General features: G+C 40.1%; 22 protein-coding genes. 8 read left to right on the forward strand and 14 right to left on the reverse strand.

Annotated features, from left to right (window positions below):
- Positions 1-75: 75 nt before the first annotated feature.
- Positions 76-1,089 (forward strand): porphobilinogen synthase, encoded by a 1,014-nt coding sequence (gene hemB, locus ACO6UW_RS04780; RefSeq protein ID WP_004748084.1) that lies wholly within the window; start codon positions 76-78, stop codon positions 1,087-1,089.
- Positions 1,090-1,114: 25 nt separating this feature from the next.
- Complete coding sequence (locus ACO6UW_RS04785; protein WP_057062212.1) at positions 1,115-2,230, forward strand: NAD(P)/FAD-dependent oxidoreductase; 1,116 nt, start codon at positions 1,115-1,117, stop codon at positions 2,228-2,230.
- On the opposite strand, the gene ACO6UW_RS04790 is transcribed toward ACO6UW_RS04785, so the two are convergent.
- On the reverse strand, positions 2,222-3,127 hold the full coding sequence (locus ACO6UW_RS04790; RefSeq protein WP_057062211.1) for a TIGR01777 family oxidoreductase: 906 nt from the start codon (positions 3,125-3,127) through the stop codon (positions 2,222-2,224). The genes ACO6UW_RS04785 and ACO6UW_RS04790 overlap by 9 nt on opposite strands.
- Positions 3,128-3,210: 83 nt before the next feature.
- Positions 3,211-3,663, reverse strand: a complete 453-nt coding sequence (locus ACO6UW_RS04795; RefSeq protein ID WP_017386708.1) for an ABZJ_00895 family protein — start codon at positions 3,661-3,663, stop codon at positions 3,211-3,213.
- A gap of 380 nt (positions 3,664-4,043) precedes the next feature.
- Between ACO6UW_RS04795 and ACO6UW_RS04800 the strand changes: the two genes are divergently transcribed.
- On the forward strand, positions 4,044-4,421 hold the full coding sequence (locus ACO6UW_RS04800) for a VOC family protein (RefSeq protein WP_032005780.1): 378 nt from the start codon (positions 4,044-4,046) through the stop codon (positions 4,419-4,421).
- A 61-nt stretch (positions 4,422-4,482) separates the two neighbouring features.
- Here the strand turns inward: ACO6UW_RS04800 and ACO6UW_RS04805 are convergent, their stop codons facing one another.
- Positions 4,483-4,956 carry an OsmC family protein gene (locus ACO6UW_RS04805; protein WP_032005778.1) on the reverse strand — a complete coding sequence of 158 codons (474 nt, stop codon included), beginning with the start codon at positions 4,954-4,956 and terminating at the stop codon, positions 4,483-4,485.
- 164 nt (positions 4,957-5,120) lie between these two features.
- Here ACO6UW_RS04805 and ACO6UW_RS04810 point away from each other — a divergent pair, with 164 nt between their 5' ends.
- Both ACO6UW_RS04810 and ACO6UW_RS04815 read left to right on the forward strand, forming a co-directional pair.
- Positions 5,121-6,389: an exonuclease SbcCD subunit D gene (locus tag ACO6UW_RS04810; RefSeq protein WP_057062210.1), complete on the forward strand. Its 1,269-nt coding sequence runs from the start codon at positions 5,121-5,123 to the stop codon at positions 6,387-6,389.
- Between the two features lie 9 nt (positions 6,390-6,398).
- Positions 6,399-9,995, forward strand: coding sequence for an SbcC/MukB-like Walker B domain-containing protein (locus ACO6UW_RS04815; protein WP_057062209.1), 3,597 nt, complete (start codon positions 6,399-6,401; stop codon positions 9,993-9,995).
- A gap of 200 nt (positions 9,996-10,195) precedes the next feature.
- Here ACO6UW_RS04815 and ACO6UW_RS04820 read toward each other — a convergent pair whose 3' ends face one another.
- Positions 10,196-10,888: a YggS family pyridoxal phosphate-dependent enzyme gene (locus ACO6UW_RS04820; protein WP_057062208.1), complete on the reverse strand. Its 693-nt coding sequence runs from the start codon at positions 10,886-10,888 to the stop codon at positions 10,196-10,198.
- Between the two features lie 126 nt (positions 10,889-11,014).
- Between ACO6UW_RS04820 and ACO6UW_RS04825 the strand changes: the two genes are divergently transcribed.
- Both ACO6UW_RS04825 and ACO6UW_RS04830 read left to right on the forward strand, forming a co-directional pair.
- Entirely contained in the window at positions 11,015-12,052 is a 1,038-nt protein-coding gene (locus ACO6UW_RS04825; protein ID WP_002121749.1) for a type IV pilus twitching motility protein PilT, read from the forward strand.
- A 19-nt stretch (positions 12,053-12,071) separates the two neighbouring features.
- Positions 12,072-13,190: a PilT/PilU family type 4a pilus ATPase gene (locus tag ACO6UW_RS04830; RefSeq protein ID WP_032055148.1), complete on the forward strand. Its 1,119-nt coding sequence runs from the start codon at positions 12,072-12,074 to the stop codon at positions 13,188-13,190.
- Positions 13,191-13,259: 69 nt separating this feature from the next.
- On the opposite strand, the gene fur is transcribed toward ACO6UW_RS04830, so the two are convergent.
- Positions 13,260-13,697, reverse strand: coding sequence for a ferric iron uptake transcriptional regulator (gene fur, locus ACO6UW_RS04835; protein ID WP_002121758.1), 438 nt, complete (start codon positions 13,695-13,697; stop codon positions 13,260-13,262).
- 111 nt (positions 13,698-13,808) lie between these two features.
- On the opposite strand from fur, the gene ACO6UW_RS04840 reads away from it, so the two are divergent.
- Positions 13,809-14,207 (forward strand): outer membrane protein assembly factor BamE, encoded by a 399-nt coding sequence (locus ACO6UW_RS04840; RefSeq protein ID WP_002121740.1) that lies wholly within the window; start codon positions 13,809-13,811, stop codon positions 14,205-14,207.
- A gap of 64 nt (positions 14,208-14,271) precedes the next feature.
- On the opposite strand, the gene ACO6UW_RS04845 is transcribed toward ACO6UW_RS04840, so the two are convergent.
- The 9 genes from ACO6UW_RS04845 to ACO6UW_RS04885 form a co-directional block, all read right to left on the reverse strand.
- Complete coding sequence (locus ACO6UW_RS04845; RefSeq protein ID WP_014205982.1) at positions 14,272-14,586, reverse strand: RnfH family protein; 315 nt, start codon at positions 14,584-14,586, stop codon at positions 14,272-14,274.
- Entirely contained in the window at positions 14,586-15,653 is a 1,068-nt protein-coding gene (locus ACO6UW_RS04850; protein WP_057062218.1) for a hypothetical protein, read from the reverse strand. The genes ACO6UW_RS04845 and ACO6UW_RS04850 overlap by 1 nt, the downstream gene beginning before the upstream one ends.
- Positions 15,654-15,806: 153 nt before the next feature.
- Positions 15,807-16,262 (reverse strand): bacteriohemerythrin, encoded by a 456-nt coding sequence (locus ACO6UW_RS04855; RefSeq protein WP_002121698.1) that lies wholly within the window; start codon positions 16,260-16,262, stop codon positions 15,807-15,809.
- Between the two features lie 251 nt (positions 16,263-16,513).
- Positions 16,514-17,362 (reverse strand): class II glutamine amidotransferase, encoded by an 849-nt coding sequence (locus tag ACO6UW_RS04860; protein ID WP_057062207.1) that lies wholly within the window; start codon positions 17,360-17,362, stop codon positions 16,514-16,516.
- A 107-nt stretch (positions 17,363-17,469) separates the two neighbouring features.
- The gene (locus tag ACO6UW_RS04865) at positions 17,470-18,252 is read right to left on the reverse strand and encodes a GNAT family N-acetyltransferase (RefSeq protein ID WP_002121744.1); all 783 of its coding nucleotides are present in this window, start codon (positions 18,250-18,252) and stop codon (positions 17,470-17,472) included.
- 122 nt (positions 18,253-18,374) lie between these two features.
- The gene (gene argB / locus ACO6UW_RS04870) at positions 18,375-19,280 is read right to left on the reverse strand and encodes an acetylglutamate kinase (protein WP_002121716.1); all 906 of its coding nucleotides are present in this window, start codon (positions 19,278-19,280) and stop codon (positions 18,375-18,377) included.
- A gap of 15 nt (positions 19,281-19,295) precedes the next feature.
- Positions 19,296-20,714 carry a phosphomannomutase/phosphoglucomutase gene (locus ACO6UW_RS04875; protein ID WP_057062206.1) on the reverse strand — a complete coding sequence of 473 codons (1,419 nt, stop codon included), beginning with the start codon at positions 20,712-20,714 and terminating at the stop codon, positions 19,296-19,298.
- 198 nt (positions 20,715-20,912) lie between these two features.
- Complete coding sequence (gene dut, locus ACO6UW_RS04880; protein WP_002121799.1) at positions 20,913-21,365, reverse strand: dUTP diphosphatase; 453 nt, start codon at positions 21,363-21,365, stop codon at positions 20,913-20,915.
- A 24-nt stretch (positions 21,366-21,389) separates the two neighbouring features.
- Complete coding sequence (locus tag ACO6UW_RS04885) at positions 21,390-23,429, reverse strand: UvrD-helicase domain-containing protein (protein WP_005070868.1); 2,040 nt, start codon at positions 23,427-23,429, stop codon at positions 21,390-21,392.
- Between the last annotated feature and the right edge of the window lie 167 nt (positions 23,430-23,596).

Consider the following 23,596-nt stretch of genomic DNA (forward strand, 5'->3'; position numbering starts at 1 on the left):
CAATACAGCAGTCGGTTGACAGTAATGGAATATCCGCCAACCTATCCTAGTGTAATACCGAACATCGAGATTGTTATGACTTATACGTTCAATCGTCCTGCATTTCCAGCCACTCGCATGCGCCGTATCCGTAAAAATGACCAGTTGCGTGCGATGGTCAGCGAAACACAGCTCACTACCAATCACTTGATTTATCCAGTATTTGTATTACCGGGACAAAATCAGACCCAAGATATTCCAAGTATGCCAAACATTCAGCGTTTGTCGGCAGATTTGTTACTGAAAAAAGCTGAAAGACTTCTGGAATTGGGCGTATCAAAACTGGCTCTTTTTCCAGTTACCCCGCAAGAAGATAAAAGCCTCACCGCAGAAGCTGCATGGCGTGAAGATGGTTTAGTACAAACCACATGTCGTCTGCTTAAAAAAGAATTACCAGAAATGGTGTTAATTACCGATGGTGCCCTCGACCCATACACCACGCATGGTCAAGACGGCATTATTGATGAAACTGGCTATGTGCTCAATGACGAGACTGTAGAATGCTTGATTAAACAAGCCTTAAGTCACGCAGAAGCAGGTGCCGAAGTGATTGCACCAAGTGACATGATGGATGGCCGTATTGGTGCAATTCGTCAGGCTTTAGAAGCCAATGGTCACATCTATACCAACATCATGGCCTACTCTGCGAAATATGCATCTAGCTTTTATGGTCCGTTCCGTGATGCTGTTGGCTCTGCATCCAACCTAAAAGGTGGTAATAAATATAACTACCAGATGGACTTTGCCAACCGTGCCGAAGCATTACATGAAATCGCGCTTGATATTCAAGAAGGCGCCGACATGGTGATTGTAAAACCGGGCATGCCTTATCTGGATGTGGTACGTGAAGTGAAAGATACCTTTGGTGTTCCTACATTCATTTATCAAGTGAGTGGCGAATATGCAATGTTAGCGGGTGCAATTCAAAATGGCTGGTTATCAGACTCAGTAATTTTAGAATCACTCATGTGCTGCCGCCGCGCTGGTGCAGACGGAATCTGGACTTACTTTGCAGAAACCGCTGCTGAAAAACTCAAGGAAATGAACTAAGTTCGCAGAGAAAGGATAACACTGCATGCATATTGCAATCATTGGCGCGGGCATAAGTGGATTAATGTCTGCGCTGGAGTTGGTTGAACAAGGCTGTAAAGTCAGCATTTTTGATCAACAACAAGCGGGACAAGCAGCCTCTTGGGCTGGTGGAGGTATTCTCTCTCCGATGTACCCGTGGCGCTATGTGCATGCAGTGAACCAACTCGCTCAATTTGGCAAAGCCTCTTATCAAGCATGGAATCAAAAGCTCTACCCTGTTACAGGGATTGATTTTGAAATACATGACACAGGCATGCTAATTTTTGATGAAGAAGATTTTGATGTTGGACTTTCCTACGCCGAGCAGCATCAAGAACCCATGCAGCGCTGTGAATATTTACAGCGAGATGCGCTAGAACAAGTCAACCCACATATTTCCGATCAGTTTCAAGAAGCCATTTATTTCCCTGAACTGTCGAATATCCGCAACCCGCGCGTATTACAGTCCCTCATTAGCTATTTAAAACAACATCCAAATGTTGAGTTTTTTGAGCACTCTGCTGTCAAAAAACTAATTCAACATGGCGATGTTATACAGGCGCTCCAAACCGAAGATGGACGTAAACATACAGCAGACCATTTTGTAATAACTTCGGGAGCTTGGAGCCATTACTGGAACTCACAATTACAACTCGAAATTCCAGTCGAACCTGTTCAAGGTCAAATGCTGTTATTTAAAACCCCTGCTCACTGGCTACCGACCATGTGCATGAATCGAGTGATGTATCTGATTCCTCGTATGGACGGTCATATTGTGTGTGGGTCAAGCATGGCACATCGTGGTTTTGACACTTCGACTGACGAAACCACCCAACACAATATTTTAGAAGCGTGTTTAGAAATGGTGCCTGAACTGGCCAATTTCCCGATTGTACATCGCTGGGCAGGACTCAGACCAAGTTCACCAAATGGCGTTCCGTACATTGGCAAAATGCCTGAAATGGACAACCTCTGGGCAAACTTTGGTCATTTTAGAAATGGGTTATGTATGGGCGTAGGCTCTGCACAATTGCTCCGTCAGCTTATGCTGGGTCAACCGACATTAGTTGATGCCAAAGCATATTCGCCAGAGCGTTTGCAAAATAAAATCTTAGCCTGAGGCGAGTATATTTTCTAAAGCCATTTTTAATTGCGGATAAGTAAACTCAAATCCTTCAGTTTGTAAGGCTGCGGGTTTAACGTATTGCCCATTCAAAATCAATTGCGACTGTTCCCCTAACAAACAACGGAAAACCGTGCTCGGTGCTGACAACAGTGGTTTCTTATCGAGTACTGCAGCAGCTTGTTCAACAAATACCTTTTGGGTCACATTTTCTGGCGCCACCACATTATGAATTTGAGCTGATTGAGGATGTTGAAATATAAACTCAATTGCGTTTAATACGTCTTCAATATGTACCCAAACCACAGGCTGACGACCGTGACCAATTTGCCCCACTAAATTGAGTCGAATAGGAAGCAACATTTTAGGCAAGATACCACCGCCCTGCCCAAACACTACACCTAAACGAATAATTTTGGTATTTTGCTGAGAATCTACTAACGCTGCTCGCTCCCACTCCTGGCAAAGCTCGGACATAAAAATAGGCTGTGGCGGGCTTTGTTCTGTGCACACTTCTGTCCACTTTTCTTGATCATCTATTCCGTAATAACCAATTGCAGAGCCAGAGACAATTACTTCCGGAAAAATTTCAGTCTGCTTGAGCCACGCATACAATTTTCGGGTCGTATTTACACGGCTTTCAATGAGCTGTTTTTTACGTGACTCGGTCCAGCGTTTCTCGCCAATATTTGCACCCGCCAAATTCACCACATAATCAATTTGATGTGTCGAAATATCTTCAAACTTTTGCACCCATTGCAAGGCAGGATGATCAGATGCCTTTCCAACCTGCCGTGTCACAGCAATCACGCTATAATTTTTTTGTAGCAAGAACTTAATTAAATGCGTTCCGATAAAACCACTTGCACCTGTAATTAATACATTCTTATTCATATTTCCTCCTAAGCTGAGGATTCAAGTTTTATTTAATTGTATAAGACTCATTTATATTTAATCGTATGAGTTTTCGTAGTGATCTATTGCACATTAAACATTTTGTCAGCCATTCGCTGTGCTTGTTTGCCATAAAACCAATAGGTAATTAAATAAAGTGGAATAGCTAACATTAAAAGCATAATCACCATAATGCTTAAGAACTGAGGTTGTTTGAGGTAAAGCATAAAGTTTTGCAAAATTTCAGGGTCTTTTCTAGCAAATAAAAACAGGCCAAATAAAACACCACATAAGTTGTAGCCCCAAAAAATCAAGGTAAAACCTAAAGTAAATTTCTTTTTTTCTGGTACAGTCGGGGCACGGCGTTCTTTCTTTAAGAATTTAAATAAGACAAAAATCATTGCGCCTAAATATGGAACGGCTGTTAAAATACCGCCTACACTCGCTGGTAATAGTGCTGCAACCACACCTACAATTAAGGTGAGCACGATGCATAAACCAAAAAACCAGAGAAAGTAAGAACGTAATTTGGTCATATTTTTGCCTAATTTATGGGTTCAAAAAATAATTATAAATTTTTTTCGATTTTTTTTCATTTTTCTGTCAACCAATCCTGATCTCTTGACGTTATATAGGGTAACAAGGTCGCAGCAACCGAATACTTCCTTTGCACGGCATCCGCAAAATTGTTTCGGTGACCTTTCATTACGACTCTTTCCTTCCTTCGGATTAGGTTTTGTTAGCAGCCGAAACCCTTGATGAAGTTTTTGACCGACGATTCTCTCATCACTCGAATCGTCGGTTTTTATTTTCTAGCACTTTCATTTATTTTACGCTCACCATACACAATAGTGCTTTCGTGGCGATAAAGGCTATGCGTATACTTTTTGCACCATAAAAATATGATTTAAATAATATGAACACTATTGCCTATTTTGAAATCCAGTCTTCAAACCCTGCCCGCGATGCGCAGTTTTATCAAGCTGTGTTTGGTTGGCAATTTAAACTCGATGAAACCTTACCGATTGAATATTATCGCATAGAGACATCTTCAATTATGGGTGGACTATTAAAACGCCCCGCTCAAACACCGCCAATGGAATATGGCACCAATGCATTTACCTGCTCGGTTCAGGTCGAAAACTTCGATGAAGTGGCTGCAAAAATTTTAGCGCAAGGTGGCATTGTTGCGATGGATAAATTCGCTATTCCGGGCCGCGCTTGGCATGGTTACTTTGTCGATTTAGACCACAACGTTTTTGGTATTTTTCAAGTCGATGAAAACGCAGCTTAAAGATTTTATTTATTTTTAATGTATAGCCACCGCCTTTTTATTGGTGGCTATTTCATATTATTTATTCGGCAAAGCTAAAACTTGCTTCACATGTAATTGGGAAATTCATCGAATTGGCAATCATACATTCGTGATGTGCTTCTTCATGCAGTTTTGCTGCAAGCGCTTGGTCAGCACCTTTTTCTAACACAACCTCTGGCCTTAAAATAATTTGGGTAAAGTGACCACGTTTAACTGGATCTGCATCTTCCATAAAGCCAAGTGCATGGTCGACATAACTCAGCACATGAATATGGTTGACTGCACATAGGTGCAAATACCAAAGCTTATGACAAGCTGAAGCTGACGCGACCAATAAATCTTCAGGGTTCCATCTGGTCACATCACCCAAATAGGCAGGGTCTGATGAACCTTGAATGGTAGTCTTTTGCGGATGTTGAATACTAAAGTCTCTTTTATATGAACGATAAGATGAAGTGCCTGTGCCTGTATTGCCTTCCCACTGTATTTTTACTTCGTATTCGTGAATGGTCATTTTGTTCTCAAAGTTCATGGTTTGCCCTGATAGTAACAAAGCAGCGTTTAAAGTGAAAAATTTAATTCAAGTTTTACTATGGGCTTAAATAACGAGCACTTTAAAATGTCTTGATAAAATCTCCTGCCAATTTATGCTAACGTATCTGTGTTTATTTTGGCTTGATGTCTGTTTCTATGTCCGTACATTTTCTACATACTTCTGACTGGCATTTGGGACAGTTTTTTTATAATCATTCACGCCACTACGAACACCAACAATTTTTAAGCTGGTTACTCACTCAAATTCAAGAAAAACAACCGCATGCCCTACTCATTGCTGGCGATATTTTTGATGTCATTAACCCAGGTTCACAAGCACAAAAGCAACTCTACCAATTTTTAGCAGATGCACATCGTATTGCACCGCACATGCAAACGCTCATGATTGCGGGTAACCACGACTCAGGCTACCGTATTGAACAGGTCGAACCACTCTTAGAAAAATACAATGCAAAAACCGTGGGCGTGGTTCGCTGGAATGAAGATAAAACTCTAGATCTCGATCGACTACTTTTACCTATTTATAATCAAAATCAGGATATTGTGGCGTGGTGCCTTGCCCTACCTTTTTTACGTTCGGCCGAAATTACGGGCTTTAATGAACATACCACCAACAGCAAAAATGCGATTGCCTATTTGCACCAGCAACTGATTGCCGAAGCAAAACGTCGTAAAACACCAGACCAAGCCCTTATTTTAATGTCGCATGCCCACATGCAAGGTGGAGAAACATCTGACTCTGAACGTCCAATTATTATTGGTAATGAAGAGGCACTTTCAACGACTTTATTTGAAGATGCTGTCGACTATGTCGCTTTAGGGCACTTACATAAACCACAAAAAGTAGGCCAGCCGCACATTCGTTATAGCGGTTCACCCATTCCGCTTTCTTTTAGTGAAATTAACTATAAGCACCAAGTGGTTGAGGTCAAAGTTGATCCGACTCAAGATACAGACAGCCGTTTGCAATTTGAAGCTGTAGAAATTCCACGTTGCATCCAATTACACCGTATTCGTGGTGAGTTAAATGAGGTACTACAACAACTCAAAGCTTTACCACACGGCGTGATTGAGAATATTGACCACCGTGAATATGTCGATATTGAATATTATAGTTTAACGCCGCCACAGCCTAATCTACGTCAGCAGTTTGAAGCGGCCCTACCACCTGACCGCTATCGTTTAGTACGTATTTCACGTCAATATGTAAATAAAGACGCGACCGATTCAAATACTACTCAGCAAATCGCACTTGAACCACCAACACCAGAAAAACTCTTTCAAAATATCTGGGAAAAACAAGGTTACAACGCAGATGATGCGGTCTTAAAAGATTTTCTAAGCCTAGTACAAGAAGCACAAAAACATCTTGAAAATGATGCAACACCTTAAGGATATGTCATGAAAATTTTATCCATTCGAATAAAAAATCTGGCATCTCTTTCTGATGAACACTTTATTGATTTTGAAAGCGCACCTCTCGCCCATGCAGGTCTCATTGCGATTGTGGGAAAAACTGGTGCGGGTAAATCGACTATTTTAGACGCCATGTGTCTGGCTTTGTTTAATCGGGTGCCTCGCTTGAAAGACAGTGATGGTAAATTAAAAGATGTTGATGGTTCTGAGTTACTCACTAACTCACCTTTAACTGTCTTACGCCGTGGTACAGGACATGGTTTCGCTGAACTGTGCTTTATCGCACAAGATCAAAAACGCTATTTGGCACGCTGGGAAATTAAACGGGCACGTGAAAACCCAAATGGTAAATTACAAAGCGTACAACGCCACTTAAAATGCCTGACCGATGGTGTGGTACTTGCAGACAAAGCCAAAGCGGTTGATGAAAAAGTTAAACAAATTACCCAGCTTTCTTTTGAACAGTTTACTCGTGCTGTACTACTTGCTCAGTCAGAAGTGACCGCGTTTTTAAAAGCACGAGACAGCGAACGCGGTGAGTTACTTGAGTACCTGACCAACTCCAGCATTTTCGCCAAAATCGGTGAATTGGCTTTTCGTAAAACAGCCGATATTGCAAAGCAGCGTAAACAGCTTGAAGAGTTTTTAGGACATATCGAAATTTTGTCTGATGAAGATATTGCTGCATTTACCGAACAATACCAGCAAGCCGAACAAAATCATCAACAGTTAGAACAACAAAAAAATATCTTAGACAAACAACAACAATGGTTTGAGCGTAAAGCAAAACTTGAACAAGAAGTTCAAGCTAAACAACAACAGTTTCAAACCCAGCAAAATCATCATCAACAATTGGCTGGTGAGCGTGAGCAATTAAAACGACTCGAAGTTTTCTCTGAAATACGCCCACAAGTTTTTCAGCAATCTCAAAATTTACAAACCCTACAACAACTTGAGCCGCAAATTCAGCAAGCTCAAACCAAGTTTAATGAGTTGGTGCAAATTTTTGAAACGGGACAAAAACAGTATCAACTCGCAGAACAAGAGCTCAAACAGACACTCGATTTTGAGCAACAGCATCAACAAGCTTTAAATCAAGTTCGACAGTCCATTCAAGAACGTGCTTTTATTGCCGATGAATATAAAAAGTGCAAAGAAAAAAGAAACGTACTTGAGCAAAAACTCAGTCCACTGCACCAGCAGCAAAATACGGTGCAGCAGCATATTGCACAGCTTCAACAAGACCAAGTTCATCTACAACAGCAGCTTATCCATACTCAGCAATACGCTGTATTGGACAAAGGCCTTTCAGCGCATCTGCATCAGCTCGGGCAATTTATTCAAAATTACCAAACGATTGAACAACAGCTCGGCAATCCTACCCTTGCTCGCCAAAAGCTATCGGAAGCTAAAAGTGAAGTTGAACAACTCACAGCTTCACTCGGCACAGTTGAACAAATTGAGTTAAAACTTGAACAGCAGCGTAAAGATAAAGATCAGAAAATTGCTCAAGTCACACAGTTAGATCTGATTCAGCAAAAAATAAAAATTTATCATGAGCTATATGCTGAGCTTCAACAATTCACCGAAAAACAAACGCAGACCTCAGCCCAAGAGCAGCAGCTTAAAACCGTTTGTCAGTTAGCTGAACAAGACTACCAAACAGCAAAAACTGAACGTGAAAAGTTACAGCACATCCTGCAACAGCAGCGTTTACTACACACTGAAAATATTGAGCAGTTACGTGCCAATCTTAAAGAAGGCGAAGCTTGTCTAGTGTGCGGAAGTACACATCATCCCTATCGTGTTGATGACAGTGCAGTCTCCAAGGCCTTGTTCGATTTGCAGCAACAACAAGAGCAGCAAGCTGTTGCACTCGAGCAAACTAATTTTAATGCATGGCAAACCCAACAGCATGCCCTCACCCAGTGTCTTGCCGAGCTTGAGCAAGTTCAGAAATATCTAGCTCAACTTCAAACAAAACAATCAAGCTTGCAACAAGAACTTGAGCAAGCGTTTAACCTCAATCAGTTACACATTGAGCTTAATCAAGCTCCTGAGCAGATCTTGCTAACGCTGAACGAACTCAGACAAGCTGCGCAAACTGCCATAAATTCATTTGACTCAGAAAACTTGCGTTTAACCCAAGCGATTAAACATCACAATCAACTGGTGCAATCTATTCAGCGCAATGAAAGCTTGCTCAATACGGCACAGCAATGGCAACAACAAGTTCAACATATTGTTGAGTGTTTATCTGAAGCCGAACAGCACGCATGGCAGCAGTCGAGTAGCCAAACGGCTAAGCAGACTTGGACTATTCTTGATGCACGCGCTAAGCAGCTTGAGCAACAAGAACAGCTTTCACATCGTTTTGAACAGCAGCAACAAGAACTTAAAATGTTGACTGCTAACTTTGAACAAATGGCCAAGCAAATTGATGAGATCGATCAAAATCTCCAAGAGATTACGCTTAAAGGCCAACAAAATAATGAAAAAGCGGTGTCGCTCATTCAGCAAATGACAGGCCGCTCGGATCTTAAACCACATGAATGGTTAATTGAGCATGACGCTAAACGTCAGCAACAACAAACCGCTTATCACGAAGCTAAACAGCGTTTCGAACAAACCAGACAGCACTTTGAACAACAAAAACAATCACTCGATCAGCTCAAGCATCAACATCAACACACTGCGGGGCACCAGCAGCAAATTGATGGGCAAATTCAAAACTGGTTAAAAGCCCATGCTGATTTTCAGGCATCTGATCTTACGGCGCTCATGCAAATCAATTCCGCCCAAGAGCAAGACATTCGTAATCGTCTTAATCATGCCGAGCGTTTATTAAGTGAAGCTTCTTCTGCTCTTAAGACCATGCAAGAGCAATTAAGCGAGCACTTACAAACTCAGCCAGATATTGAATATGAAAAGCTTGTTAGCCTTATTCAAGACAATATTGCAGAGCTTAAAGCACAACTTGAAGTACGTGATCGACTTAAACTTAAACTTGAAGTGCATCAGCAAAATCTAGCTAAGCAGCAACAATACGCCGAGCAAATTCAAAATATTCAGCAAGAAGAACATCGCTGGAGCAAAATTTCAGGCTTGATTGGTGATGCTAAAGGTAAAGAGTTCCGCGACTATGCTCAGCAATATCACCTAGATATTTTAGTAGAGCATGCCAACCAGCAATTGGCGATGCTGTCGCAACGTTATACGCTAAAACGCCTAGATCAGTCTTTAAGCCTTGCCATTATTGACCACGATATGGACGGCGAAACTCGCTCTGTTGCATCTTTATCTGGCGGTGAGTCGTTCTTAACTGCCCTTGCCTTGTCTTTAGCGATTGCCAATATGGCCTCGGGCTCAATGAAAATTGAATCGCTGTTTATTGATGAAGGCTTTGGTACTTTAGACGCCTCATCTTTGCACATGGTGATGAATGCTTTAGACCAATTGCAAAATCAGGGACGCCAAGTCATTCTCATCTCACACATTCAAGAAATGCATGAGCGTATTCCTGTACAAATTCAGGTAAAACCACTCGGTGCAGGTGCAAGTACCATAGAAGTAGTAGGTTAAAACTAAAAAGCCCCGACATCCTGTCGGGGCTTTTTTAGATTCTGCGTTGGTATAACTCCTGTCGTACCTGTATGCATCCATTCATCACTGTTTATTGTTATTCTTAGAAACATCCTGTTTCCTGATGAGTTCATAGTACGAAAAAAGCATTGTCTGCCATAGCCGTAAAAGGCCGCAATTTCTGTAAGATAAAGCTTACATCAGCCTTTTTGCGAATAGTCTCTAGCTCCAAATAAAGCTGTTCCCACACGAACCATGGTTGAACCAGCAGCAATTGCTGCATCTAAATCACTCGACATTCCCATACTTAAAGTATCCCAATCTTCTGGGTGCGTATGTTGGTCTTTCACAGCATCAAACAAGGCTTTAGCATCTGCAAAAGCGGCAGTATTGTCAGGTGCTGGAATGACCATTAAACCGCGTAACTTGATTTTAGGTAACTGACTGATTTGAGCAACCAGCTCGGCAACTTCATCTGGTGCACAACCATCTTTACTGTCTTGCCCATCAATATTTACTTGCAAACAGATATTAAGGGCTGATTGATCATCACCCCGTTGATTAGATAGGCGCTCGGCAATAATTAATCGATCTACACCATGTACCCAATCAAATTTCTCGGCCAAATGCTTCGTCTTGTTACGTTGAACATGACCAATAAAATGCCATTCAATGTCTAAATCGTGTAAAGCTTCGATTTTTTCTAAAGCTTCTTGCAAATAGTTTTCGCCAAATGCTCTTTGCCCTGCTGCATACATTTCACGCAAACTTTCACTTGGATGTGTTTTCGATACGGCTAAAAGTTGCACGGTTTCAGGCGCACGTTGAACATGTTCACAAGCAGTTTGGATTTGCTGTAATACGTGCTGCCGCGCATCTTGCAGGTAATTCATTGACAAGGTTCTCATTTTCAAAAAACTTTTTTGCTTCTCACCTAAAGCGAGGTGTTGGTAAGCCTCGGTGAAAGCCGTATATTATTCTACAAAATAATGACATATTTTGATTTACTTGGGGAAATTATGGATATTACAGAGCTACTCGCCTTCTCTGTGAAAAATGGCGCGTCCGATTTACACCTATCTGCTGGCATGCCGCCAATGATTCGCGTGGATGGTGAAGTCCGTCGCATTAACTTACCTGCCCTAGATCATAAAGATGTTCATCGTCTGGTCTACGACATCATGAATGATAAACAGCGTCGTGACTACGAAGAAAAACTCGAAACCGACTTTTCTTTTGAAGTACCTAATGTTGCGCGTTTCCGTGTTAACGCATTTAATCAAAACCGTGGTGCAGGTGCAGTGTTTCGTACAATTCCGTCCAAAGTACTCACCATGGAAGATTTAGGCTTAGGTCAAATCTTTAAAGATATTTGTGACTATCCACGCGGCATTGTATTAGTTACGGGTCCAACAGGTTCTGGTAAATCGACCACACTTGCAGCGATGATGGACTATATTAACGAAAACCGTTATGACCATATTTTAACGGTTGAAGACCCTATCGAATTTGTACATCAGTCTAAGAAATGTCTGATTAACCAACGTGAAGTGCATCGTGATACACACGGCTTTAATGAGGCACTACGTTCAGCACTGCGTGAAGACCCTGATATTATTTTAGTCGGTGAGATGCGTGACCTCGAAACTATTCGTTTAGCACTTACTGCTGCCGAAACAGGACATTTGGTATTTGGTACACTTCATACCACTTCTGCTGCGAAAACCATTGACCGTGTAATTGACGTATTCCCAGCCGAAGAAAAAGATATGGTTCGTGCCATGCTCTCTGAATCATTGCAGGCTGTTATTTCACAAACCCTGCTTAAAAAGAATGGCGGCGGTCGTGTGGCAGCTCATGAAATCATGATTGGTATTCCTGCCATTCGTAACTTAATTCGTGAAAACAAAGTCGCGCAAATGTATTCAGCTATTCAGACTGGTGCAAATCATGGCATGACCACCCTCGACCAAAGCTTAAAAAATTTGGTGTCTCGCGGTGTGATCAGCCCACAAACCGCACGTACTGCTGCTAAACAGCCTGAATCATTCCTATAAAAATAATTAGAGAATAAATATGGATTTTAATGACCTGCTCAACCTCATGGTTGAAAAAAAATCATCCGACCTCTTTATTACAGATGGCGTTGCACCATCGATGAAGATTAACGGGCAAATTGTTCCCATTTCAAAAAATAGTCTTTCAGGCGAAATTATCGGGCAACTATTACACTCCATCATGAGTGAAAAACAGCGCAAAGAATTTGCTGAGACTCGTGAATGTAACTTTGCCATTATGAACCGTGATAAAACTGCCCGCTTTCGTGTGAGTGCTTTTCAACAGCGTGACATGCCCGGCATGGTACTACGTCGAATTGAAACTAAAATTCCTTCAATTGATGACTTGCAGTTACCACCTGTGCTTAAAGATTTATCGATGACCAAACGCGGCATCATTATTTTTGTAGGTGCAACAGGTACAGGTAAATCGACATCATTGGCTTCAATGATTAGCTATCGTAACCATAACTCTAAAGGTCATATCATTACCATTGAAGACCCTATCGAGTTTATTCATGAACATGCTGGCTGCATCATTACCCAACGTGAAGTCGGGATCGATACTGATTCATTTGAAGTAGCTTTAAAGAATACTTTGCGACAAGCACCCGATGTAATCTTGATTGGTGAGATCCGTACGCGTGAAGTCATGGACTATGCGATTGGTTTTGCCGAAACGGGTCACTTGGTCTTAGCCACGATGCATGCGAACAACGCCAACCAAGCACTTGATCGTATTATTCACTTCTTTGAAAGTGATCGCCACAGCCAGCTCTACATGGACTTATCTCTTAACTTAAAGGCCATGATTGCACAACAACTTATTCCGACTCCAGATGGTAATTCTCGCCGTGCAGCGATTGAGATTCTCATTAACTCACCACTAATTTCAGACTATATTCGTAAAGGCGAAATTCATGAAATTAAAGATTTAATGAAACGCTCACGTGAACTCGGTATGCAAACTTTTGACCAAGCACTGTTTGATCTTTATAAGTCAGGCCAAATTACCTACAAAGATGCATTAAAACATGCCGACTCACCAAACGATTTACGTTTAACAATTAAGCTTGCCGAAGAAGGTCCTGATCAAATTGCAGGCACAAATCAGCATTTAACCTTCGACAGACAGTAATTTCTTCATAAAAAAAGGAAGGTTAAACGTAACCTTCCTTTTTTATTTGTTTTCTTTGTGTGAAAACGATTATTTCTTGCGCAGTACTTCCTGACATTCAGGTTCGTTACAGTAACCGTAGAGGTTTAATGAGTGACCCGTTAAGGTAAACCCATGTTGCTCAGCTACAGCATGCTGTTCTTTCTCGATAACATCATTAGTAAATTCAATAACTTTGTTGCAATTATGGCAAACCAAATGATCGTGGTGATCTTCTTGCATAATTTCGAAAACAGAATGATTATTTTCGAAATGGTGGCGCTGAATGATACCTGCAGCTTCAAATTGTGTTAACACACGGTAAACTGTCGCAAGACCGACATCTTCCCCTTGTTCTAACAAAGTCTTGTAAATATCTTCAGCGCTAAGATGATGTTGTTTTGAATTTTCTAATAATTCCAAAATCTTAATTCGAGGAAGGGTAACTTTAAGTCCAGCTTTGCGCAAATCTTGATTGGAAATAGGCATGAAAAAAGGTCTCTCAACAAATCTCAAGTTGGAATAGGCAATAGAATTTAGATGAAGTATGATCTATCCTTTGATCAAATGCATCATAATTTATTGGGATAGTGTAGCAAAATGCAAAAACTCGTGCTGACGTTATTAGTCACTTCACTCCTTGCTGGTTGTTCAATCTTTGGTGTATATAAGGTTGATATTCCTCAAGGGACTCCATTGACCAAAGCTCAAGCCTCTCAAGTACAAGTCGGCATGAATTTCCAGCAAGTGCGTTTTTTGCTTGGTAGTCCAACTGTGACTGATCCCCTCAATCCTCTACGTTGGGACTACATTTACAACTATATCCCGGGAACTTATGCTAAAAAAGCAAAAATCCCCGCAGCACACGGTCAGCATTTAAAAATTTACTTTGATGGCACTGGCACAGTAACTAAAATTGAAGGTTTAGAAACTATTCCAGAATCGCAACCAGGTTTACCTGCTTCTAAAGAAGCGATTTTAACTGCACCACCACTATAATCGTTTTTTCTAATAAAAATAAACCCCTCAAGTGAAATACTTTGAGGGGTTTTGTTTATGGGGCTTATTGCTTAAAGCGATTACTTTTAATATATCGCCCCACAGGGTTTTTCTCGGCGCGTTTACGACGTATATCTTTAGGGTTAATCGTTAAAGGTCGATAAACCTCAACTCGATCACCAGCTTGCAAAATCGCATGTGCTTCAACTTTTGCACCAAAGATGCCAAGTTGTAATGGCTCAGGCAAACTGACCTGTGTCTGCAAGCCACTCGCCTCAACTGCTTGTAATGCAGTCATACCAGCTTCAAATGGAATAGCAACTAAAAACTGTTGCTCTGGGGCTGCATAAGCAACCCACACTTGCTGAGCTTTTTCCATCAGATAATTTGTCCAATCACCGCAATCATGGCAATGACAATTGAAAGCGGCAATACAATACGTACCGCAATGCGCCATAAGTTATAAAACAACTCATTGCTAAAATTCATAGATTTACGTAAATGGCTAATTTTCATAACCCAGCCAGCAAAAATGGCATAGATCAAGCAAATGAGTAATCCCCAAAGCATCAAAATCAGTGTAAAGATGTTATGAAGCTCAGGCACAGCCCAAACAGCAATCGTTACAACAATAATCACCCACTGTAAAATAGGCATAAGCTGACGCTGAGCAAGCTGCTCTCTAGCCAATTGCACAAATAACGCTGTTGTCATTACTGCGGTAAAGATCCAAGTAAAAACAGGAAGCTGTGCTTGTAAAGAAAAGAAACCAAAGGCAATCACAGCAATGAGCTGAGCTAACCAAATTGGAAGTACAGTTTTCGTTGCACCTTCTTGCGACTGAACAGCACCTACACTATTTTGCCAGTAAAGCCCTAAGCCCAATCCACTTGCAACAAGTGCAAGTACAGTCGCATTACCCCATTCTTTAAACTCAACATTGGTCCAGTGCCAAGGCTGTAAAGTCGTTCCCATCGTGTTAGCTAAAACAAGAGAAGCAATTACACCAACCGTCATCAGTAAAATTAAAATTTGACGTGGAATAAAAGATAAAATGAGGGCCACAACAGCAAGACCAGCAAAAACAAGTTGCCCTGAAACACTATTATTAAGTTGTGTAGTCAGTAAATTGCCAGCTGTACTTAATACATTACCAGCTAAAAATGGAATAAAAATAACCGCAAGCCAGCCAACCAAACGCCATTTTGGGGAACTATCTGCTTCACGAGTTAAACTTGATAAAGCATTTAAGGCTGTAGTCTTCGACCGTTTTGCTAAAGCAATTTCCAAATAACAAACTGGTAGTGCCAATAACAACATTGTGCCTAACCACAATAACCAGAAATCGAGTTGACGATCAATCTGGATTCCCATTGTGGGTGCCAATGTCGCCATAATGATGAAAGATAAGCAAACCGCCATCAGGGGCGATAACCATCGTGACATAGGTATGTCCTGCATTATGCATTCCTTGAAAAAGACTAGAGATATTTTGCCCGTGTCATGCTTGAAAATCAAAGTTTGCTCAATAAAAAAAGCAAACTACCGAATCGATAGTTTGCCGCGCTAACTGAAATTATGAGTTATTTTTATTTCAAGTTATGAGAAAAACCGAGCAAACCAATTTTTCCCTTTTTTCTTTTCTTTTTCTCTAATAATTCCCATCATATTTTCTTTTACTGCTCCTACATAATCGGCATCATCATGTTGAATATGGTTAATTAACCATTTAGCCAAAATTTCTTGTAATTCTGCTTCAATCGTGTGTCCCATTTCAAAACGTTCACGATATAGCTCTATTTTTTTAATAAATAAATCATGTACACGTTTATGAGGTACACGATATTTATAATCAGCTTCCTCTTGCAAACTTTCTTCGAAAGTAAAATGTGATTGCGTATAATCGATAATATTGTCTAGAACATCTTTAATTCGACGTCTGTCTTCTTCATCTTTTACATCATCAATTTCATTAATATAATCAAGTATTCGTTTATGTTGCTCATCAATAACATCAATACCCGTATTATATTCTGAAGCCCATTTCATTTTCATACATCTCCCCAATGATGATTAATGATCGTTGCATAAACTGCATGATATATTTAAAGAATATAAATAAAAACAAACCTAATTTGTCGGCTTTAGCATATAAAAATTACATTTAACCCAAGTTATTGTTTTTTAAATATTAAATTAAAATTAACCAACTAAAATAATAAAGTATTTTTTAAACAAACTATTTTATTATTAAATGATAAAAATATATAAATATCCTTATTCATATATTTTAAATGTATTTTATATTAATACTGATCTGCACGCGTAATACGTTTAAGTTCAGGATTTTCCTGTTCGCGCTTTAATCTTTCTACAAAGGTAATTGCCTTTTTAATTGGTTTACCATGTTGAAATAAAATCATTTCACCAGGTTGGTACGCTGTCCAATTTTCATTATGTGTTAAAGGTTCAGTTGTTATTACTGCCACACGGTCTTCTGGAGTGGTTACCTGGCTAAAATCGACTTCGACATCTAAGTCAATTAAATGAGCATGATTAAATGGATATTCACGAACGAGCCAATGTAATTTAGTAATGGCATAACTAAATAATGCTTTGCCATTAGATAGACAATAATTAAATGTGCCGTATTCCGCAATTTGCGGAGAAATCTTTTCTAATACTTCAAAGATTTGTTCAAGACTTGGTTCTTCATAACCAAAAGCTTCAACGAGTTGATCGAGCAAATAACAAAATGCACGCTCGCTATCGGTATTACCTACTGGTGTGAAACGTCCACTTAACGGCGGATTAAAGTCATGTAAATCGCCATTATGGGCAAAAATCCAGTGTCGTCCCCACAACTCTCGAATAAAGGGATGAGAGTTTTCTAAAGTGATTTTACCTTGAGTAGCTTTGCGGATATGTGCGATCACGTTACGTGATTTAATAGGATAATTACGAACGAGATCAGCAATTGGAGACTCAACTGCCGATTGGTTATCAACGAATAAACGGCACGCCTTATCTTCGAAAAATGCAATACCAAATCCATCACTATGATCTGAGGTAATTCCTGCACGCTGTGAAAAACCACGGAAGGAAAAAGTAATATCCGTTGGTGTTGCACAATTCATTCCTAATAGCTGGCACATATCGCTTTTTAAACTACTTCTAATTACCCCATCGCTCTATTGTGCATGAGAGTAAAAGTGCTTGCAAATCTCAATATGTGCTGGCTATTACAAAATAGGAAATATGATTAACGCTGCACCATTTTATTCATGACAAACGAGGTCGCGACTTTATTCACCTCAAGAAATACAAAATAATCCAAACAGTTAAACTCTTCATCAAAAAAAGCCTGTTTCGATAGTTTTGATTGCATGCTCAGATACATTTGGAATAGCTTTGGCATACGTTCATCTTGTGGGAAGCTAAACTCAGGATATTCAGGTTCATAGATTTTTTTCGAACGGATATCAATCGTTTTACTTTCAGGTAACTGCTGAATCTGACGATGCGTGTAGTACGCTCTAGCCAAATTATCTTGCAAATGAATACTGACACAGCCCATTAAATATTTAGCACGCATTGACCATAGCACTTTGGGTGCAAGGTTTAACCACAACATAGATAACGCTTTACCATTACGAAAGCGAGGATGTACACAAGTACGGCCTATTTCTAACACATTTGGAAGATGGGATAATTGAGGAACAATATCAAACTCATGTGCGCTGTAACTCTGTGCTATTTCATGGCCTTGAAATAGTTTTAAACGAGTATAAGCTACAATTTCTCCAGTCCATTTTTCACGCAAGACTGCATGTTCACAACCAAAATCATAAATATCTTGGTCTAGGTTATCTTCAAACTTGATTCCGAATTGTTGACTAAATTGTTGTGCACGAAACCGTTGTACATCTTGTAATTCTTTTAAATTATCAACCCATTCAAAACGAAATTGCGTCTGATTTATTGCTTTATGACGATTTAAAGGTAAAGTCCAGGTTTGGCGATATTGATTAAATTTTTCCAGCATAATGAACGCTCCTAGTGACACCCCCTACACTAGTCAAAGCTCATGACAAAAAAATGACCAAATTAAAATGGTATAAAAAAAGACCACCTAGAGTGATCTTTTTATTAAGAATAACTGATTTCTTAAGCTGTTTTAGTGCGATTAGAAATCAATGTTCCAACGCCATGATCAGTGAAGATTTCAAGTAATGTTGCATGTGGCACGCGACCATCAACAATATGCGCACTCACAACGCCGCCTTTAACAGCATCAAGCGCACAGCCTACCTTAGGAATCATACCGCCATAGATCACACCTGTTTCAATGAGGCGATCAACTTCTTGTGTCGTAAGGCCAGTTAACAGATTTTTATTTTCATCAAGCACACCGCTAATATTGGTGAGCAAAATTAATTTCTCAGCGCCTAATGCTTCTGCAACCTTACCTGCAACTAAATCAGCGTTAATATTATAAGTATTGCCTTCTTCATCTACACCTAGGGGTGCAATAACTGGAATAAAGTCACTTTGGGTGAACATTTCCAATACATCTGTTTTAACGCCAGTCACTTCACCAACCATACCCAAGTCGATATGTTTGATAGAACCATCTTCTTCCTGCTTTTCCATAAGCAATTTGCGGGCACGAAGTAAATTGCCGTCTTTACCTGTTAAACCAATCGCACGTCCACCGTGTTTATTAATCAAATTAACGATTGATTTATTTACGCTCCCACCTAACACCATTTCAACCACTTCCATGGTTGCAGCATCAGTTACACGCATACCATCAATACGGTCAGATTCACGGCCTAACTGCTTTAAGAATGAGTCCACTTGTGGCCCACCACCGTGAACAACAATCGGATTTAAACCGACAGTTTTAAGTAAAACGATGTCTCGGGCAAATGAACTTTCGAGCTCCGGATCAGTCATTGCGTTGCCACCGTATTTCACCACCAGCGTTTTACCAGTAAAGCGTTGAATATACGGCAAAGCTTCAATCAAGATTTTTGCTTTGTCGACACCGATATGCTGATGTTGTGGCATTACGCCTCTCCTTACTTAGGCCTCTGAAAGTTCTTGTGCAATTTGCGGATAGTGTTCTTGTAACATATCTACAAATTTTTGCTGGATTTCCTTTAATCGTAAAGGATTATCCGCATCAAATCGTACTGTAAAATATTCACCAGTATTTGATGCTCGAATAATGCCAAAACCATCATCAAAATCAAGACGTACGCCATCAATTTTACTAATACGTGCCCCTAAGCGATGACTTAAAATCTCAATATCTTGTAATACATACTTTGGATCAGACTGATACGTACCAATATAGGTATCTTCTGTACAACATCTTTCTGGATATGGAGCAAATAATTCAGAAATTGTAGTGGCATCAGATTGGGTAAAATACTCCATTACTCGTAATGCGGCATATAAACCATCATCGTAGCCAAAACCACGGCCATCATTAAACACATAATGACCTGCATATTCTCCACCAAAAATGGCACGGCCATTCGATTGAGATAAATAAGCACGTAGGAAGCTACTTCCCGTGCGGATCATTTTTGCTTTTCCGCCGAGTTTCTCGACAGTCTCTTGAACCATACGTGAACATTTCACATCAAAAACAATTTCTTGCTCTGGGTGCTGCTCAAGACACATTTGCGCAAAAAGCGACAATAAGCGGTCTGCTGTCAATATCTGTGCTTTTTCATCGACTAAAACAACACGGTCTCCATCGCCATCAAGAGCGATGCCGATATCCGCCTGCTGCTCAACTACAGCTTTACGCAAATGAGTTAAATGTGCCGCATGTGAAGGGTCTGGTGCGTGATCTGGAAACTCACCATTTGGATTGGTGCGTAAAGCAATGACTTCACAACCCATTTTTTCCAATATTAATTTTGAACAATGCCCAGCTGAACCATGCAGACCATCTAAAACAACTTTTAAAGGACGTTTTAACTGAATATCTTTAAAAATAGCTTGTTGGTATTGTTGGCAAAATTCAGCTTTAAATTGAGGTAATGTCAATTCAAGTACAGAAATTGAATGAGACGGTACATAAGTTTGGGCTTCTTCACCCACCTGCTGAATCATTTCTGGAGACGGCGGTTCACCCTTTAAAATCCACTTAATCCCATTGTCAGATTTTGGATTATGGCTTGCGGTCACCATAATGCCATTGCCCCCAAAATCTCGAGCAATGTAGTACATCATTGGTGATGAACAGCAACCAATGTTGGTCACTTTTAAACCTTGTTCTACTAAAATTTCTTCAATTAAGTGTGCATAGGCTGGGCTTGTGAGACGGGCATCATAGCCAATTACTAATTGAGTTTGTTTTGCTTGTTTGTATTGTTGTGCCAATCCGTAGGCAATTGAACGGACAACGTCCGTGGTTAAGAAAGAAAGTTTGCCTCTAATATCGTAAGCACGAAAAATACTTTTTGGAAATGAGTGTCTTACATTCATAGCGTATCTTCTATTTAAAGATCAATTCGATCTATCGCAAAAACATAGATTATTCAAAATTTTTGAAAGGTTTGTTTGCTAAAAAAGTTAAAAGAATATGAGTAAAGCGTGTTGTAATATAATCCTTTGTAACATTCAAGATGTAAAAAGAAACGCCTGTTCAACAGGCGTTTGATTTTCGTTAATATTTAAAAAAACTTATTGTTTACCTGTATGGCCAAAGCCACCAGCGCCACGTAAAGTTTCTTCAAATTCTTCTACTTGCTCAAATTCAGCTTGTACGACAGGCACTAAAACGTACTGTGCCAAGCGCTCACCTGGTTCTAAACGGAATGTGGTTTGACCACGGTTCCAAACTGAAACCATCAATTCACCTTGATAATCCGAATCAATCAAACCAACTAAGTTGCCAAGCACGATACCGTGTTTATGACCTAACCCTGAACGCGGTAAAATTAAACCAGCAAAATTTACATCATGAATATAAATTGCCATACCTGTTTTAACTAAAACAGTTTGTCCTGGTTCAATATCAATTGCTTCATCTAAACAGGCACGTAAATCTAAACCCGCTGAACCTGCTGTTGCATATGAAGGTAAAGGCCATTCTTTACCTAAACGCGGATCGAGCAATTTCACTTGAACTTTCATGGGATTTCCTAAAAATTAAAAAAATTAACGCTTTAATAAAGCTTTTAAATTTGCCAGATATTGTTGAGCCTGTTCTTTAGGGTCAACATTAGCCGCAATTTTCTTTTTACGCCCTAACCACTCAAGCTCATCTTGCGGAAGCTCATCAAGGAAACGGCTAGGCGTCATTTGTTTCATCTGTCCACCATTTTTACGCTGTTCCGCTAGAGTTAACGTTAAACCTTGGCGTGCACGTGTAATTCCCACGTACATGAGACGGCGCTCTTCCTCAATGGTTTCTGCTGCAATCGAGTTCTTGTGAGGCAATAGTTCTTCTTCAAGTCCCATAATGTACACATATGGGAATTCCAGACCTTTTGCTGCATGCAAAGTAAGAAGGTTCACTTTGTCTGTATCTTCTTCTTCCTGCTGCTGTTCTAACAGATCGAGCAAAACTAGTTTTCGGATGACACTTTCAATATTCTTTTCATCAACATCTTCTGCGCGGTTAATCAGATTTTGAATACTGGTAAATAAGTTCTCGATATTATCGAGTTTACTTTTCTCTTGTGCAGGAGTTGCTGACTGTTCTCGAACGTAATCCATATAACCCGCTTCATTCATCATTTGACGAACTTTAGGCACAGGCTCATCATCTTCTAACAATTCACGTGTAAATGTCGCGATAAAGTCAGCAAATTCATGAAGCTGTGTTTCCGCCTTTTTAGGCAGCACCATGCTTAAACGCTGGTCAGCAGAAGCACCGAGTAAAGACAAATTATTTTCTTGTGAAAATAAACCTAGTTTCTCTAGAGTAACTGGTCCGATTGCACGTTTAGGTGTATTGATAATACGTAAGAAAGCACTGTCGTCTTCTGGGTTAATAATAAGACGTAAATAACTCATCACGTCTTTAATTTCTGCACGCGCGAAGAACGATGTACCGCCAGAGAGTTTATACGGAATTTGCATTTGGCGAAGCTGGGTTTCTAGTACACGTGCCTGAAAGTTTCCACGATACAACACAGCATAATCTTTCCAGTTCTTACCGTTCATCAGCTTATGAGTCAGTAAGTCTTTTACCACGCGCTCTGCTTCATCGTCATCATTACGACATGTAATGATTCGGATGACTTCCCCATGCCCTTTATCACTCCACAATTTCTTGTCAAAAATATGTGGGTTGTTTTGAATCACACAGTTGGCAGCTTTTAAAATACGGCTGGTCGAACGGTAATTTTGTTCAAGCTTAATAATATGTAGATTTGGGAAATCTTGTTTAAGCAACGCCATATTTTCAGGCTTAGCACCACGCCATGCGTAAATCGACTGGTCATCATCACCTACCGCGGTGAACTGCCCCATTACACCAACTAACAGTTTGACCAAAATATACTGAGCGGTGTTGGTATCTTGATATTCATCGACCAATAAGTAACGGACACGGTTTTGCCATTTGTCACGTACTTCTGCATTTTCTTGCAATAAGCGTGTTGGCATAACAATCAAGTCATCAAAATCGACAGCATTGTAGGCACGTAAATTACGTTCATAAAGTTGATAAAGATGAGCAAACTGGACATCTTCTGGTGTTTCACAAGTCGAATGCGCTTGTTCTGGCAAAATCAGATCGTTTTTCCAATCTGAAATTTTCTTCATGGCCTTAGCAATTAATTCTTTACTCTCTGCACCTGACAAATTATCGCGATGCATCAAATCCATCAAAATACGCTTACAGTCGTCTGCATCCAAAATCGAAAAATTAGCTTTTAAAGGTAAATTTTTAAGTTCTAAACGTAAAAGGTTTAAACCAAAAGTATGGAAGGTAGAAACTGATAAACCTTTTGCTTCTTCACGTGATAAAAGCTTAGTCACACGCTCTTTCATTTCACGTGCAGCTTTGTTTGTAAAGGTCATCGCGGTTATACGATGTGCAGGAATACGACAATGTTGCACCAAATAAGCAATTTTACGCGTAATTACCGATGTTTTACCTGAACCAGCGCCAGCAAGCACCAATAAAGGGCCCTGAGTATATTTCATGGCTTCTTCTTGCTTGTTGTTCAATTGACTGGCAGATGACATCGTGTATTACCTCTTAATTTTTCGAGCATGATTATAGTCATCTCTTTTTTAGAATCCCAATAGTAAATCTACGGATATGTATAAATGATGTCTAATAATGCAATTTATGCGCCGCAGAATGTCGTGATTATTTCTTGTACTGCACCCATAAAAAAAACCACCCGAAG

The sequence above is a fragment of the Acinetobacter sp. JADD-222 genome (genome assembly GCF_049310645.1).

Excerpts from the sequence above, each read along its gene's own strand:
- ACO6UW_RS04840 (WP_002121740.1), top strand. The coding sequence starts at position 13,809 with ATGCAAAAACTCGTGCTGACGTTATTAGTCACTTCACTCCTTGCTGGT.
- ACO6UW_RS04830 (WP_032055148.1), top strand. The coding sequence starts at position 12,072 with ATGGATTTTAATGACCTGCTCAACCTCATGGTTGAAAAAAAATCATCC.
- ACO6UW_RS04790 (WP_057062211.1), bottom strand. The coding sequence starts at position 3,127 with ATGAATAAGAATGTATTAATTACAGGTGCAAGTGGTTTTATCGGAACG.
- ACO6UW_RS04785 (WP_057062212.1), top strand. The coding sequence starts at position 1,115 with ATGCATATTGCAATCATTGGCGCGGGCATAAGTGGATTAATGTCTGCG.
- ACO6UW_RS04865 (WP_002121744.1), bottom strand. The coding sequence starts at position 18,252 with ATGCTGGAAAAATTTAATCAATATCGCCAAACCTGGACTTTACCTTTA.
- ACO6UW_RS04885 (WP_005070868.1), bottom strand. The coding sequence starts at position 23,429 with ATGTCATCTGCCAGTCAATTGAACAACAAGCAAGAAGAAGCCATGAAA.
- ACO6UW_RS04795 (WP_017386708.1), bottom strand. The coding sequence starts at position 3,663 with ATGACCAAATTACGTTCTTACTTTCTCTGGTTTTTTGGTTTATGCATC.
- ACO6UW_RS04855 (WP_002121698.1), bottom strand. The coding sequence starts at position 16,262 with ATGAAAATGAAATGGGCTTCAGAATATAATACGGGTATTGATGTTATT.
- ACO6UW_RS04850 (WP_057062218.1), bottom strand. The coding sequence starts at position 15,653 with ATGTCACGATGGTTATCGCCCCTGATGGCGGTTTGCTTATCTTTCATC.
- ACO6UW_RS04825 (WP_002121749.1), top strand. The coding sequence starts at position 11,015 with ATGGATATTACAGAGCTACTCGCCTTCTCTGTGAAAAATGGCGCGTCC.
- ACO6UW_RS04845 (WP_014205982.1), bottom strand. The coding sequence starts at position 14,586 with ATGGAAAAAGCTCAGCAAGTGTGGGTTGCTTATGCAGCCCCAGAGCAA.
- argB (WP_002121716.1), bottom strand. The coding sequence starts at position 19,280 with ATGCCACAACATCAGCATATCGGTGTCGACAAAGCAAAAATCTTGATT.
- ACO6UW_RS04875 (WP_057062206.1), bottom strand. The coding sequence starts at position 20,714 with ATGAATGTAAGACACTCATTTCCAAAAAGTATTTTTCGTGCTTACGAT.
- ACO6UW_RS04800 (WP_032005780.1), top strand. The coding sequence starts at position 4,044 with ATGAACACTATTGCCTATTTTGAAATCCAGTCTTCAAACCCTGCCCGC.
- ACO6UW_RS04805 (WP_032005778.1), bottom strand. The coding sequence starts at position 4,956 with ATGACCATTCACGAATACGAAGTAAAAATACAGTGGGAAGGCAATACA.
- fur (WP_002121758.1), bottom strand. The coding sequence starts at position 13,697 with ATGCCTATTTCCAATCAAGATTTGCGCAAAGCTGGACTTAAAGTTACC.
- hemB (WP_004748084.1), top strand. The coding sequence starts at position 76 with ATGACTTATACGTTCAATCGTCCTGCATTTCCAGCCACTCGCATGCGC.
- ACO6UW_RS04815 (WP_057062209.1), top strand. The coding sequence starts at position 6,399 with ATGAAAATTTTATCCATTCGAATAAAAAATCTGGCATCTCTTTCTGAT.
- ACO6UW_RS04860 (WP_057062207.1), bottom strand. The coding sequence starts at position 17,362 with ATGTGCCAGCTATTAGGAATGAATTGTGCAACACCAACGGATATTACT.
- ACO6UW_RS04810 (WP_057062210.1), top strand. The coding sequence starts at position 5,121 with ATGTCTGTTTCTATGTCCGTACATTTTCTACATACTTCTGACTGGCAT.
- dut (WP_002121799.1), bottom strand. The coding sequence starts at position 21,365 with ATGAAAGTTCAAGTGAAATTGCTCGATCCGCGTTTAGGTAAAGAATGG.
- ACO6UW_RS04820 (WP_057062208.1), bottom strand. The coding sequence starts at position 10,888 with ATGAATTACCTGCAAGATGCGCGGCAGCACGTATTACAGCAAATCCAA.